The sequence below is a fragment of the Clostridium frigidicarnis genome, from assembly GCF_900111985.1.
In the GTDB taxonomy this organism is placed as follows: Bacteria; Bacillota; Clostridia; order Clostridiales; family Clostridiaceae; genus Clostridium_Z; species Clostridium_Z frigidicarnis.
In genome coordinates this window covers 11,821-26,304 of record NZ_FOKI01000005.1, presented here as the reverse complement: position 1 = coordinate 26,304, position 14,484 = coordinate 11,821, and the positions used below count along the sequence as shown (strand labels likewise).

The window sequence follows — 14,484 nt, the reverse complement described above, 5'->3', positions numbered from 1 at the left end:
CTTAAAGTTTACTATATATATACTATTTTAATAAATAAAAGTGAAGAAAACTATAAAATAAAAATGAAGACTTTATGACAAAATGCATCATGTTAAGAAAAACTGAAAAATAGAGTTATTTATAGAAGAATATAATTTTAAATTAATTAATATAAGGTACGTGAAAGAAAATAACAAGTCAAATATACTAGAATACTGACTTGTTATTTTTTTGAATGTGCCTAAATTAAGAAGAGCTAGATTTATGATTTACATAAAACCTAGCTCTTCTTAATTTAGGAACTTAACCTCTCATAGGAAGTTTTATTTAAGGATAAAATTCTTTTTAAAGAATTTAATATAAATAAGTTTGGACATATAACAAAATCTATACCTTGAAGTTTCATTGTTTCAATATTGTCTGAACAATTTGCTAAAGCCAAGGTTAGAGGCACATTATAATCAACTTTAGCCTTTTTACAGAAGTAGAAATTAAAATCATCTTCATCTGTTAAACATATTAATAAATCAGCTCTATATAATCCAATTTTCTTTAAATCAATTTCTAGCATATCTTTATCACAGTTTACATAATTAAAACCCAAGCCCAGTTCATCTAAAGATGATGACAAAGATTGTTTTAGATCACCATTACCAATAACAATAGCAAACATTTATAAAATCTCCTCATTAAAGTATTTTTTAAATATTTCATCTATAAACAAGCAATTACAGTTGCTTGTAACTAATTTATTTATAGATTTAGAATTAAAGATGGCATAAATATTATCTATATCTTTTAAAGATTCGGCTAACATTAAAGTAAGCATATCATTGTCAGTATAAATAATCGTTTTAGAATAATTTTTGCTTAAGATTTCATATCGTATTAGTTTAGAGTTTTTTATATCCAAAGATTTCTTTATAATAGAAGTGTCATTTTTGAATTTTTCCAAATCATCTTTATTTGAAATTAAAATAATATTTTTATTGGATTCAATAAAATTTTCAATTAGTAATTTAGTAAAAATACCAGTACCTATAATTGCATTATACATAGCAATACTCCTTGTTATAAATGTTGAAATTGTTCTTATAAAAATAATTTAAGATGTTTAAATCTTCTAAATCATATAGAGTGTAAAGAATTTCAAATGCACATTTATCGTTTATAAAATAATCATTAGGCAAATAGTTTAAAGTATCTCCTATATAACATAAATTAGTTCTGTGTAGAAAATATTTATCAAAACTACAATCTAGATATAAAGTTTTATTATTGGTACTTACTTTAACATAAATCCAGGGAATAACCTTAAATTTAAATTCTTTAAGCAAGTTATTAGTATCCTTTATAAAGGAACATACAAGAGTGCATTCGAGTTTGTTTAGTTTTAAAAGAGAATATAATAAAATATTCTTACTTAGGTTATTGCCATATCTATAAACTAAAGTTTCAGAGGCTTTTTCTATCTGTTTTGAATTATCAAAGCTAATCTGATTTTTAGTAAATAAAAATATATCATATATTTTATTAAGTGGATCTAGTAAAGAGTAAGATTTACTATGATTTACTAGAACTTTATTGTTAGTGTCTGAAACTATATCTAATAACATAAAACAATCTCCTTTATTAAAGAATAAATTCCTAATTACTATTCTAGAAGGATAAATAAATTCAATCAAATTTATAACATTAAACAAAAGAATTCTTTTGATAGTATTAAACAGTATTTTTATGGGAAAATATTCATATTACTCTCTGTATTTCCAATATGCTTGAGTTTAATATATACATAAGTAATTCGTTAAAATATATTTTTGTTATATATTAGTTAGTGAAGGGAGAAATTTAGTTTATCTGATGGCTACCACATGTAAAAGGTGGTAATACAATCCTAGATTAACCATTCTAATATTCAGATGGTGGAGAGAACAATACCTAAAGAAAGATTTGTTCTATAAGAGGGGGATATAGTTAAAGTGGGAAAAATAAAGTCTTTAAGAAAAAAAATAACATTGATTTATATTGGACTTGTAATAATAATAGCAATGGTAGGATTAATATCTGCTTTAAATGTATATAACTTAGGAAAATCAATAGATGGTTTAATAACAGATAATTATAAAAGTATTGATGCCTGTAAAAATATGATTAACTGTCTTGAAAGTGAAAATAGAGCTATTTTTAAATATATTCAAGGGGAAAAAGAACATGGGCTAGAACTTTTTTATAAAAGTAATGATGAATTTTATCAGTGGTTTCATATTGAAAAAAATAATATTACAGAAGATGGGGAAAGAGATGGAGTTGACAAAATTAATGAAGAATATGTCAACTTTATAAAATTATTTTCACAACTTCAGGAGTATACGTCTAATCATACTGAGGATGAAGTAAAGCGTTTTTATGAGGATGTTATATCAGATAGTATAGAAAATATAAAAAGTAATTTAAATAATGCATCAAAATTAAATGAAAAGGCTATGTTTGATAAAAAAATTAGTACAAAGTTAAATGCAGAGAATTCAACTAAATTAATTTGCACAGTATCTTTAATTGCCGCTCTCTTAGGACTTATAATAGCAATAATATGTACAAACAAATATTTAGGACCAATTCATCTATTAACTAATACTATAAAGTCTGTTAAAGAGGGGGAAATAAATAAACAAGCACCTATTATTTATAATGATGAAATTGGAATAGTTGCTAAAGAATTTAATAATATGACTAATAGATTATATGAGTTTGAAAAAAGTTCCAAGGGATCATTACTAGCAGAAAAAAATAAATTTATGACAATTATTAAAAGTATTTCAGATCCTCTTATGGTTTTAGATGGAAGTTTTAAAATAAAATTTGTAAACAATTCTTGTGAAACATTTTTAGGATTGAATGAAGAAAATATTATTAATAAGCATTTTCTTCAAGCTATAAATAATGGTGAATTGTATGATCATGCTTTTAAGATTATAAATAGGGATTTAATAGATAACGGAAAATTTATAGAAGTAGTTATAGGTGATAAAACATACTTTTTTAATGTAATAGTAACATCAATAAAAGATAAAGATCAAAAAGGCAATGGAGTAATTATGCTTTTTAGAAATGTAACAGAGCTTAAGCAAGTAGAAAAAATTAAAACAGAGTTTATAGGGACGATATCTCATGAATTAAAAACACCATTAACATCAGTAATGATGGGAGTTGGATTAATGTTAGATGAAAATTTAGGAACATTAAATGAAAAGCAAAATGGTGTTATTAGCACAATAAAAGAAGATGTTCAAAGACTTAGTGAATTAGTATCCAACTTGTTGAAAATTTCTAAAATACAATCAGATAAAGCTGTATTCAGTAGAAGAAAATATAACTTAAATAGTTTGATAGAGGAGTGTATAGAAAATAATATTACTGTTGCTAGAAATAAAAATATTATTTTAGAACTTAATCTTAATAATATTCCCAGGGCAATAATTGATAAAGAAAAGATGCTATGGGTATTAAATAATTTATTATCTAATGCAATAAGATATACAGATGAAAATGGAAGGATAATAATTGGATCAGGTATAGAAAAAAATAATATAAAAATATATGTTGAAGATACAGGAAGAGGTATTCCAGAAAATTGTTTAGATAGAGTATTTGAAAAATTTTTTAGGGTAGAGGAATTTGATATATTACCAGAAAGTACAGGCCTTGGACTATCTATAGCAAAGGAAATAGTAGAAGCCCATGATGGACAAATATGGTGCGAAAGTATTCTAGATAAAGGAAGCAAGTTTACATTTACCATACCTATTGTGGAGAATGAAATAAGTGGCTTTAGATAAAAAGAAATTTTAAAAAGAATTTTTAAAAAGAATTTAATCACAAAAGGAGCATTTTTATGGGGAAGGTTTTAATTGTTGATGATACAAAGAATATAAGATTATTGCTTACAACATGTTTAGAACTAAGAGGTTATGATGTAATGACAGCAGAAAATGGTAAAGTAGCTCTTGAAATTTTACAAAAAGAAAAAAATAATATTGATTTGATTTTTTTAGATGTAAGAATGCCTGGGATGAGTGGTACAGAAGTTTTAAGAAATTTTTCTGATTATGGTGTAGAATGTAAAGTTGTTGTTATGACAGCCTTTGCTACAGTTAAAAATGCAGTTGAATGTACAAAATTAGGAGCAAAATTATATCTTCAAAAACCATTTTCACATGAGAGAGTAAATTCAATATTAGATGAAATAGAGATGGAAAATAATGAGGCGAAAAATATTTTGTGTGAAAATGAAAATAATATCCAAGTATATATAACAAAGGCAGAGAAGTTAATAAGTGAGCAAGAATATAATGAAGCTATTGAGAATCTTAAAAATGCTTTAGCTATTAATCCATATGTAAAACATATATATTATTTGATTGGTAAGGCTAATGAAGGCATCGGAAATAATATTGAGGCTAAAAGATTTAATATTATTTCTAAACTCTTTGATTAATGTTTCTAGATTTTTAAACTTAGGCACATTTCATGCGCCTAAGACAATTTATAATGGATTAATAAAGATGATGGATTTATATCTTCATTGAGGATATAATTAAAGTTATAGAAAAACTAAATGATAAATATAAGGAGCTAAAGGTGATACTATATGAGAAATATAAAAATGACTATAGAATATGATGGAAGTAGATATAAAGGATGGCAAAAACAGTCTAAAGAGACTGTTACAATACAAGGAAAAATAGAAAGTGTATTGGGAAAAATGACAGGAGAAGAGATTCAATTAATAGGCTGTGGAAGAACTGATATAGGAGTACATGCTGAAAATTATATAGCTAACTTTCATACACAATGTGGATTAAGCACAGAAAGTATGATGGATTATTTATATGAATTTTTACCAGATGATATAGTGGTAAAATCTCTAGAAGAGGTAGGACAAAGATTCCATTCAAGATATAATTTTAAATCTAATACTTATGTTTATAGAATAAATACTAATAAATTCAGAAGTGTATTTAATAGAAAATACGTTTATCATATTGAAGAAAATCTTAATATAGAAAATATGATAGCTAGTTCAAAATGTTTAATAGGTACTAAGGATCTTGAAAGTTTTACAAATCTTAAGCCTAAGAATAAATCAACGTTAAGGACAATTAATTATATTAATATAAAGGAAAATAAGGGTACTGTTGAGATAGAAATCAATGGAGATGAATTCTTATGGAATACAGTTAGAATGATTGTAGGAACTCTTATAGAGGTTGGTAAGGAAAACATTAAGGTATCAGATGTTGAAAATATTTTAAATGAGAAAGTAAGATATGAAAAGTGCCAAATAGCCAGAGCTAAAGGATTATGCTTAAAGGAAGTTAATTATTAATATGTCTTATAGAAATAGATAGATTTTTTTAAGAAGGCTATGAAATTATAGTGAAAGTTAAAATTTCATAGTTTTTGCTATGTGATTTAATGGATATTAGGATTTGAAAATGAATATTAATAAAAATATCCGTAAACAATTAAAATGGTTAAGTTTTAATTGAAAATTTATTATAAATATAGTTATGTTAAAAAAAATTAACTAAAAAATATTTTACTAAAAGAAAAAAATATGTAATAATATAAGGTATGTTTTATTATAGAAAGAGGTATGGCGCATATGAAAATAGGATTTGATCATGAAAAATATCTTGAGGAACAATCAAAGTATATTTTGGAAAGAGTTAACAATTACGATAAATTATATTTAGAATTTGGGGGTAAACTTTTATTTGATTTACATGCAAAAAGAGTTTTACCTGGATTTGATGAAAATGCAAAAATAAAATTACTACACAAATTAAGAGAAAAAGTTGAGATAATTATTTGTGTATATGCAGGAGATATTGAAAGAAATAAAATAAGAGGAGACTTTGGTATTACTTATGACGTAGATGTTTTAAGATTAATAGATGATCTAAGATGCTATGATTTGGAAGTAAACAGTGTTGTAATAACAAGATACAGCGGACAACCAGCAACAACTGTATTTATAAACAAACTTGAGCGTAGGGGAATAAAGGTTTATAAGCACGAGGCTACAAAAGGATATCCTACAGATGTAGACACAATTGTAAGTGATGAAGGATATGGAAAAAATCCTTACATAGAAACAACTAAACCAATTGTTGTTGTTACAGCACCAGGACCAGGAAGTGGAAAGCTTGCTACATGTCTTAGCCAACTTTATCATGAAAATAAACAAGGAAAAGTTGCTGGATATTCTAAATTTGAAACTTTCCCAGTATGGAATGTACCATTAAAGCATCCTTTAAATATTGCTTATGAAGCAGCTACAGTAGACCTTAAAGATGTTAATATGATAGATTCATTCCATATGGATGCATACAATAAAGTATCAGTAAACTACAACCGTGATATTGAGACATTCCCTGTACTTAAGAGAATTATAGAAAAAATAACAGGTGAAGAAGCAGTATATAAATCACCAACTGATATGGGTGTTAATAGAGTTGGATTTGGAATTGTTGATGATGAGGTTGTAAAAGAGGCTTCTAGACAAGAAATAATAAGAAGATACTTTAAAACAGGTTGTGAATATAAAAAAGGATATGTAGACAAGGAAACATTCCAAAGGTCAAAACTTATAATGGAAGAACTTAACTTAAAACAAGAAGATAGAAAAGTTGTTGTTCCAGCTAGAGAATATTCAGCTCAGTTAAAACAAAAAGCTGAAGCAAAGAATGAAATATGTCCGTCTGTAGCATTAGAACTTGAAGATGGAACTATAATGCTTGGAAAGAGTTCAGCTGTAATGGATGCAACAGCAGCAGTAATATTAAATGCTGTTAAGCATTTTGCAAATATAGATGATGAAATACATCTTATTTCACCAGTTATTCTTGAGCCTATTATAAATTTAAAATCTAAAACACTAAGCAGCAAAAACACGGCTTTAAGTTGTGAAGAGGTGTTAATAGCTCTTAGTATATGTGCAGCTACAAACCCAACAGCACAGGTTGCATTAGAAAAATTACAAATGCTAAAAGGATGTCAAGCACACTCAACAACAATTATACTTGGAAATGATGAGCAGACATTTAGAAAATTAGGAATAGATATAACATGTGATGCGGAATACCCATCAGAAAACTTATATTATAACTAATAAGTTTAAATATGTTAAAGGAGTATGGATTTATCTATGCTCCTTAATTTTATTATATAAATAAAATTGTATTTATAGTATTCTTTGTAAAAGTAAAAAATCAGGAAAATCATGTGATTTGTAATTGACATGTAAAAAATTTTTTGAAAAATAATAAAAGTATGTTATAATTCCAATATATCATACAAAAAGCTCGTATATCATCGGAGATATGGTCCGAAAGTTTCTACCTGTTAACCATAAATTAACAGACTACGAGGTATTGTGTTTTTAATTATAGGTACAGTTTATATCTATATGGAACTCAACACCTCAATTTTATAATTGAGGTGTTTTTTTATTCTTAAATTTAAGAATAAAACATAAGAAACTGTATATGTCTTGCGATGCTCTATGTATGGTTAAATTAAGTGATTTTTAGGAGAACTTATCCAAGGATGTAGTTAATGTCATCTCCATATTTTTAGAATAATGTAAGGAGTATTACGGAAACTAGTCATAAGATAAAATTTTAAAGATAGCATAGAGGAGAGGAATTATGGAGACAGTTAAAAACAATGATACAGAAATTAAATTACTTTATGGGGTGAATGATAAACCTAAAATATTAACACAAATTTTATTAGGAATTCAACATATTTTTGCTGCTTTTGGTGGAATTATTGTAGTACCTATTGTTATATCTGGTGCTTTAGGATTGGATATGACAACATCAACTGCACTTATAAGTGCATCAATTTTAACTGCTGGAATAGCAACGTTTATTCAGTCAAGAGGGATAGGACCTGTTGGATCTCGTGTTGCTTGTATTATGGGAACGGATTTTACATTTGTAGCACCCTCTATATCTGTTGGAGCTCAATTTGGACTAGCAGGTATATTTGGAGCAACAATCTTAGGCGCTTTTGTGGAAATTATATTAAGTTTTTTTATAAAGCCTTTGATGAAGTTGTTTCCACCTATAGTTACAGGAACAGTAGTATGCTTAATAGGATTGACATTATTACCAGTATCCATTGATTGGGCGGCTGGAGGAGTAGGGGCTGCTGATTATGGAAGTTTAAAAAACATAGCTATAGCTTTGTTTATATTAATAGTTACATTGATGCTAAATCATTATGGAAAAGGATTATTAAGTAGTGCATCGGTTTTAATAGGAATGATTCTTGGATATATTATATGTATACCACTAGGTATGATTGATTTTTCAGCTATAGGTGAAGCAAGCTGGGTTTCACTTCCTAGGATTTTTCAATATGGAATTACATTTAACTTAAAAGTGCTTTTACCTTTTATACCAGCATATTTTGTTGCAACAATAGGTACTGTAGGCTGTTTAAAAGCTGTTGGAGAGGTATCAGGAGTTAATACAGATGAAAAATGTGTTGGTGGAGGAGTTTTATCTGACGGAGTAGGAAGCATGATTGCAGGTTTTTTAGGAGCATTTCCTAATACAGCATTTTGCCAAAATGTTGGGTTAATACCTTTAACTAAAGTAGCTAGTAGGTATGTAGCTATGATGGCAGGAATAATATTAGTTATTTTAGGATTATTCCCTAAATTTGCAGCATTGATTAATTTAATGCCTCAGCCAGTTTTAGGAGGAGTAGGAATTGTTATGTTTGGAACAGTTGCAGCAGCAGGAATTCAAACATTAAGCCGTGTTAAATTAAATAATCGTAACTTACTAATTATAGCAACATCAATAGGATTAGGGTTAGGGGTTACATTTAGACCAGAGTTTATTGCTCAATTGCCAGAAGGATTAAAGATGATTTTTTCATCAGGAATATCAACAGGAACAATAGTAGCATTAGTACTAAATTTATTACTAAAAGAAGATTAACAAGGGAAAATTTACGAGGTGAAATAAATGGAAGAATTAAAGAAACGTATTTTAAAAGATGGTCATGCATTAAGTGAAACAGTATTAAAGGTTGATTCATTTTTGAATCATCAAGTTGACCCAGAATTAATGTATGAAATGGGAACTTATTTTAAAAACTATTTTAAAAATCATGGAGTTACTAAGATATTTACAATTGAAAGTTCTGGAATTGCTCCAACAGTTATGACTGCTATGCAAATGAACTTACCCATGGTAACTTTAAAAAAGCAAGGATCAAAAATTTTAAAGGGTGATGTATATCAAACAACTGTACATTCATTTACTAAATCTATGGATTACGAGTTAACTTTATCTAAAAAATATATAACAGAAAAAGATAATATATTGATTATAGATGACTTTTTAGCTAATGGTGAAGCGGCTTTAGGAGCAGCTCGTCTTGTTGAAGAAGCAGGTGCAAAGGTTGCAGGTATAGGAATTGTTATAGAAAAATCATTCCAACCAGGACGTAACATACTAGATGATAAGGGATATGATGTATATTCTTTAGCAAGGGTTGGAAAATTAGGAGAGAATTTAATTGAATTCCTTGAGTAAGGCACATCTAAAGTTTTAAATAAATATATAAAGAGGCTTAGAAAAATCCAAATTTTTAAATGTTAGGGTTTTCTAAGCCTTTTTGGTTTAAGGATTGTATAAGATTATATATATTTATAAAAGTTAAATTTCTATGATATAATTGTTTTCGTGTGAAAAAATATAGTAACGAAAGGATAGAATATAAAATGAAAAAACTAATGATTTTACTAGGCGTAAGTATACTTATTTTTTCATTAGCGGCATGTGAGAAAAATTATGTTAATGAAGAAAAAAAGAGTATAACAATATCAGCAGCGGCAAGTCTTAAGGAAGGCTTAGAAGAAATAAAACCTGAGTTTGAAAAAAAATACAATGTAAATATAGCATTTAATTTTGGTGGATCTGGAACTCTTCAAAAACAAATAGAGGAGGGTGCTCCAGTAGATGTGTTTATATCTGCAGGTAAAAAGCAAATGGATGAACTAGAAGATAAAAAACTTATTGAAGAAAATAGTAGAAAGGATTTATTGGAAAATGAATTAGTGTTAGTAGCTTCTAATAATTATAAAGATAAAATAAAAAATATTAATGATGTTGTTATTAATGATGTAAATATGAGTATAGGGACCGTAGAATCAGTACCAGCTGGACAATATGCTAAGGAAGCACTTACTAAGTTAAACTTATGGGATAAAATTAGTAATAAACTTGTATATGCTAAAGATGTAAAACAAGTTGCAAATTATGTGGATAGAGGGGAAGTAGCAGCTGGTATTATATATAAATCAGATGCAATGGTTTTGAAAAATAGTGTAATAGCACAAACCTTTGATGAAGAAACTCATAGTCTTATAGTTTATCCTTGTGGAGTTATAAAAAACAGTAATAATAAGGATTATGCAGAGGAATTTTTAGAATATTTAAGTAGTGATGAGTGTAAAAGTATATTTGTTAAATATGGATTTAAACCACAACAATAAGAGTAGGTGTAAAGATGATATTAGAGCCAATAATAATATCACTAAAGGTATCAATTATAGCAACAATAATTACTTTAGTGATAGGGGTATCCTTAGCTAGAGTATTTACAAAATATAATTTTTTAGGAAAAGATATTTTAGAAACATTTATAATAATGCCAATGATTATGCCACCATCTGTTACAGGATATGGTTTACTTATTTTGGTAGGAAGTAATGGCTTTTTAGGAAAACTATTTTATAACTTTTTTGGTGTAAAGCTTATATTTAATATAACAGCAGCATGTATAGCATCTACTATTGTTGCATTACCACTAATGTATCAAAGTGCTAAGACTGCTTTTTTAAGTGTAGATAACACATATGAAAATGCAGCTAGAACTCTTGGAGCTAATGAAAAAACTATATTTTGGAAGGTAGCTTTTCCATTGGCATTACCAGGAATAGTTAGTGGAGTGGTGTTGTCTTTTGCAAGGTCAATAGGTGAGTTTGGTGCAACACTTATGGTGGCAGGAAATATACCAGGAAAAACTCAGACAATACCACTTGCAATATATTTTGCAGCAGAAAGCGGAGATAGTAAAACTGCAAATATATTAATGGCTATAGTTGTGGTTTTTAGTTTTATAATTGTCTATTCATTAAATAGCTGGCTGAAGAAAAAAAGAATATAAACTTTCAACTTTCCACCCTCAATTCTCAACTTTTATTAGTTAGTAAGTTTGTGACTTTCAACAACAATTGTCAATTGTCAAGTCTCAATTAAACGTGGCGTAGCCACTTTTAAAAATAGGAGAGTTTTATGATTAATGTAGATATATTTAAAAAGTTAAATTATTTTGATTTAAATGTAAAATTCCAGGTTAAGAAAGAAGTTTTAGTTATACAAGGAGCTTCTGGTTCAGGAAAAACAAGTATATTTGATTGCATATGCGGAATAAAAACCCCTGATAAAGGAAATATACAACTTAATGGAAATGTAGTATATTCACATGAAGAAAAAATAAATTTACCTCTTAGAGAAAGAAACATAGGATATGTGTTTCAAAACTATGCTTTATTTCCACATATGACAGTTAAGGAAAATGTCTTATTTGGAATTTTATATAATAAGAATAGTAAATCAAATATAGAATATGGGAATTATATAATGGAAGTTTTAAAAATAAAGCATTTAGAAAATAGATATCCTAAGGAAATATCAGGAGGAGAGAAACAAAGGGTGGCTTTAAGTAGAGCTTTATCAATAAAACCTGATATTATGCTTTTGGATGAACCATTTTCAGCATTAGATTCTGAAACAAAAGAAATAGTTTATAAAGAATTTATAACATTTAAAGAAATATGGGATGTTAGTGTAATACTAGTTACCCATGATAATAATGAAGCTAGGCTACTAGGTGATAGAATTATAAATCTAAAAGATGGAAAAATTTTAGATTAAAAGTTAAGATGTTTTTGAAATTGATAATTGTAAATTTTATAAATAATAAAAAAATTCAAAGAAAAAATATATAAATAGTAAAAATTATGAGTATAGATACGAAAACGGAATATATCCATTGAAAAAGATATTATTTTGATAATAAGTATAAAGTTTTAGTAAATATGACTTTAAAATAGTAAATTATACATAAAGAGCAAGTTTGACTGTGAAAAATTCATACTTTACAATAGTTATATGATGGATAATTGTGTTGAAAAACAGAAAAAAATGCAATAAATTGCAAAGAAGGAGAACCTTATGGAAGAAAAAATATTAACTGTGTGTCCATATTGTGGAGGTGGCTGTCAATTATATTTGGTAGTTAAAGATGGACAAATAGTAAGAGCTGAAGCAGCTAATGGAAGAACTAATGAAGAAAATTTATGTCTTAAAGGATATTATGGTTGGGACTTTTTAAATGATCCTCAACTATTAACATCAAGACTAAAACACCCTATGATAAGAAAAAATGGGGAATTAGAAGAGGTTTCATGGGATGAAGCTATTAAATTTATAGCTGAAAGATTACTTAAAATAAAGACTAAGTATGGTCCAGATGCTATCATGGGAACAGGGTCAGCTAGAGGACCAGGAAACGAAGCAAACTATGTAATGCAAAAATTTATGAGAGCGGTAATAGGAACAAATAATATAGATCACTGTGCTAGGGTCTGACATGCTCCTTCAGTAGCCGGTCTGGCTTACTCATTAGGAAATGGTGCAATGTCTAACGGAATACCAGAAATAGAAGATACAGATTTATTATTTGTTTTTGGATATAATGCAGCGGATTCGCATCCAATTGTTGCAAGAAGAATTATTAAGGCGAAGGAAAAAGGTGCAAAAATAATTGTAACTGATCCAAGAATAACAGAAACAGCTAGAATATCAGATTTATGGTTACCACTAAAAGGTGGAACTAATATGGCACTTGTTAATGCTTTTGCTAATGTATTAATAAATGAAAAACTTTACAATAAAGAATATGTTGAAAATTATACAGAAGGATTTGAAGAGTATAAAAAACAAGTAGAAAAATATACTCCAGAATATGCAGAAAAAATAACTGGAGTTAAGGCTGAGGATATAAGAAAGTCCATGAGAGAATACGCTAAAGCAAAAAATGCTATGATTCTTTATGGTATGGGCGTATGTCAATTTTCACAAGCTGTTGATGTTGTTAAAGGATTAGCATCCCTTGCACTTTTAACAGGAAACTATGGAAGACCAAGTGTTGGTATTGGACCAGTTCGTGGACAAAATAATGTTCAAGGTACATGTGATATGGGAACTCTTCCAGATGTATTCCCAGGATATCAGAAGGTTACAGATGACAAAGCAAGAGAAAAATTTGAAAAAGCTTGGGGAGTTTCACTTCCAAGTAATCCAGGATATAAATTAACTGAAATACCTCATTTAGTACTTCATGAGGATAAAATAAAGGCTTATTATATATTTGGAGAAGATCCAGTTCAAAGTGATCCAAATGCAGCTGAGGTAAGAGAAACTTTAGATAATATAGATTTAGTAATTGTTCAAGATATCTTTATGAATAAAACAGCACTTCATGCAGATGTAGTTCTTCCTGCAACAGCTTGGGGAGAACATGAAGGAGTTTATTCAAGTGCAGATAGAGGATTCCAAAGATTTAGGAAAGCTGTTGATGCAAAGGGTGAAGCAAAACCAGATTGGCAAATTATATGTGAAATTGCAACTGCAATGGGGTACCCTATGTCATATAAAAATACAGAAGAAATTTGGGATGAAATGAGAGGTCTTTGTCCAAGCTTTGCAGGAGCAAGTTATAAACATATGGAGGAGCTTGGAAGTATACAATGGCCATGTCCAACAGAAGATCATCCAGGGACACCTTATTTATATGAAGGAAATAAGTTCTCAACTCCAAGCGGGAAGGGAAATTTATTTGCAGCAGAGTGGAGAGCGCCTGGTGAAATGCCAGATGAAGAGTATCCTTTAAGTTTATCTACAGTAAGAGAAGTAGGACATTACTCTGTAAGAACTATGACTGGTAACTGTAGAGCACTTAAAGAATTGGCAGATGAACCAGGATATATACAAATAAGTGTTGAAGATGCAGAAGATCTAGGAATAGAAAGTGAAGAACTAGTAAGAGTCACTTCTAGAAGAGGAACTATAATAACAAGAGCATTAGTTACTGAGAGAACTAAAAAAGGTGCAACTTATATGACTTATCAATGGTGGATAGGTTCTTGTAATGAATTAACAAGTGATTATGTAGATCCTATAACAAAAACACCAGAGTTTAAGTATTGTGCAATAAAGGTTGAAAAAATAGAAGATCAGGCTAAAGCAGAAGAATATGTTAAGGAAACTTATAGCAATATAAGAAAACAAATGAGAGTTACAAAAAATTAATATAAAAATTAAGTATTATTAGCTCATAAATTTTTA

At 28.3% G+C, this 14,484-nt stretch carries 13 protein-coding genes and 1 riboswitch; of the genes, 10 read left to right on the top strand and 3 right to left on the bottom strand.

Annotated elements, in window-relative coordinates; all coding sequences use genetic code 11:
* Window positions 1-275: 275 nt before the first annotated feature.
* The 3 genes from BM119_RS03885 to BM119_RS03875 are packed head-to-tail and all read right to left on the bottom strand — an operon-like array spanning window position 276 to window position 1,596.
* Window positions 276-653 (bottom strand): NAD-binding protein, encoded by a 378-nt coding sequence (locus BM119_RS03885; RefSeq protein WP_090039080.1) that lies wholly within the window; start codon window positions 651-653, stop codon window positions 276-278.
* A complete protein-coding gene (locus BM119_RS03880; RefSeq protein WP_090039079.1) occupies window positions 654-1,037 on the bottom strand; it encodes a hypothetical protein in 384 nt (127 codons plus the stop codon).
* A complete protein-coding gene (locus BM119_RS03875) occupies window positions 1,030-1,596 on the bottom strand; it encodes a hypothetical protein (RefSeq protein ID WP_090039077.1) in 567 nt (188 codons plus the stop codon). The genes BM119_RS03880 and BM119_RS03875 overlap by 8 nt, the downstream gene beginning before the upstream one ends.
* Before the next feature lie 366 nt (window positions 1,597-1,962).
* Between BM119_RS03875 and BM119_RS03870 the strand changes: the two genes are divergently transcribed.
* The 10 genes from BM119_RS03870 to fdhF all read left to right on the top strand — a co-directional run bounded on the left by BM119_RS03870 (window position 1,963) and on the right by fdhF (window position 14,448).
* The gene (locus BM119_RS03870; RefSeq protein ID WP_090039075.1) at window positions 1,963-3,819 is read left to right on the top strand and encodes an ATP-binding protein; all 1,857 of its coding nucleotides are present in this window, start codon (window positions 1,963-1,965) and stop codon (window positions 3,817-3,819) included.
* Window positions 3,820-3,875: 56 nt separating this feature from the next.
* The gene (locus tag BM119_RS03865; RefSeq protein ID WP_090039073.1) at window positions 3,876-4,478 is read left to right on the top strand and encodes a response regulator; all 603 of its coding nucleotides are present in this window, start codon (window positions 3,876-3,878) and stop codon (window positions 4,476-4,478) included.
* Window positions 4,479-4,631: 153 nt separating this feature from the next.
* Window positions 4,632-5,369: a tRNA pseudouridine(38-40) synthase TruA gene (gene truA / locus BM119_RS03860; RefSeq protein WP_090039072.1), complete on the top strand. Its 738-nt coding sequence runs from the start codon at window positions 4,632-4,634 to the stop codon at window positions 5,367-5,369.
* A 279-nt stretch (window positions 5,370-5,648) separates the two neighbouring features.
* A complete protein-coding gene (locus tag BM119_RS03855) occupies window positions 5,649-7,157 on the top strand; it encodes a DUF1846 domain-containing protein (RefSeq protein ID WP_090039070.1) in 1,509 nt (502 codons plus the stop codon).
* Window positions 7,158-7,330: 173 nt separating this feature from the next.
* A riboswitch (purine riboswitch) is annotated at window positions 7,331-7,432 on the top strand.
* Window positions 7,433-7,695: 263 nt separating this feature from the next.
* Window positions 7,696-9,003: a nucleobase:cation symporter-2 family protein gene (locus BM119_RS03850; RefSeq protein ID WP_090039068.1), complete on the top strand. Its 1,308-nt coding sequence runs from the start codon at window positions 7,696-7,698 to the stop codon at window positions 9,001-9,003.
* A gap of 27 nt (window positions 9,004-9,030) precedes the next feature.
* Window positions 9,031-9,603, top strand: coding sequence for a xanthine phosphoribosyltransferase (locus tag BM119_RS03845; protein ID WP_090039066.1), 573 nt, complete (start codon window positions 9,031-9,033; stop codon window positions 9,601-9,603).
* A 188-nt stretch (window positions 9,604-9,791) separates the two neighbouring features.
* Window positions 9,792-10,565, top strand: coding sequence for a molybdate ABC transporter substrate-binding protein (modA, locus tag BM119_RS03840; RefSeq protein WP_090039064.1), 774 nt, complete (start codon window positions 9,792-9,794; stop codon window positions 10,563-10,565).
* A 14-nt stretch (window positions 10,566-10,579) separates the two neighbouring features.
* A complete protein-coding gene (gene modB, locus BM119_RS03835; RefSeq protein ID WP_090039062.1) occupies window positions 10,580-11,239 on the top strand; it encodes a molybdate ABC transporter permease subunit in 660 nt (219 codons plus the stop codon).
* A gap of 128 nt (window positions 11,240-11,367) precedes the next feature.
* Window positions 11,368-12,009 (top strand): ATP-binding cassette domain-containing protein, encoded by a 642-nt coding sequence (locus BM119_RS03830; RefSeq protein ID WP_143087288.1) that lies wholly within the window; start codon window positions 11,368-11,370, stop codon window positions 12,007-12,009.
* A 300-nt stretch (window positions 12,010-12,309) separates the two neighbouring features.
* Window positions 12,310-14,448, top strand: coding sequence for a formate dehydrogenase subunit alpha (gene fdhF / locus BM119_RS03825; RefSeq protein WP_090039060.1), 2,139 nt, complete (start codon window positions 12,310-12,312; stop codon window positions 14,446-14,448).
* Window positions 14,449-14,484 lie beyond the last annotated feature (36 nt).

Coding starts and splice junctions, on each gene's coding strand:
- BM119_RS03830 (WP_143087288.1), top strand. CDS start 11,368: ATGATTAATGTAGATATATTTAAAAAGTTAAATTATTTTGATTTAAAT.
- BM119_RS03865 (WP_090039073.1), top strand. CDS start 3,876: ATGGGGAAGGTTTTAATTGTTGATGATACAAAGAATATAAGATTATTG.
- BM119_RS03845 (WP_090039066.1), top strand. CDS start 9,031: ATGGAAGAATTAAAGAAACGTATTTTAAAAGATGGTCATGCATTAAGT.
- modB (WP_090039062.1), top strand. CDS start 10,580: ATGATATTAGAGCCAATAATAATATCACTAAAGGTATCAATTATAGCA.
- BM119_RS03875 (WP_090039077.1), bottom strand. CDS start 1,596: ATGTTATTAGATATAGTTTCAGACACTAACAATAAAGTTCTAGTAAAT.
- truA (WP_090039072.1), top strand. CDS start 4,632: ATGAGAAATATAAAAATGACTATAGAATATGATGGAAGTAGATATAAA.
- BM119_RS03850 (WP_090039068.1), top strand. CDS start 7,696: ATGGAGACAGTTAAAAACAATGATACAGAAATTAAATTACTTTATGGG.
- BM119_RS03880 (WP_090039079.1), bottom strand. CDS start 1,037: ATGTATAATGCAATTATAGGTACTGGTATTTTTACTAAATTACTAATT.
- BM119_RS03855 (WP_090039070.1), top strand. CDS start 5,649: ATGAAAATAGGATTTGATCATGAAAAATATCTTGAGGAACAATCAAAG.
- modA (WP_090039064.1), top strand. CDS start 9,792: ATGAAAAAACTAATGATTTTACTAGGCGTAAGTATACTTATTTTTTCA.
- BM119_RS03885 (WP_090039080.1), bottom strand. CDS start 653: ATGTTTGCTATTGTTATTGGTAATGGTGATCTAAAACAATCTTTGTCA.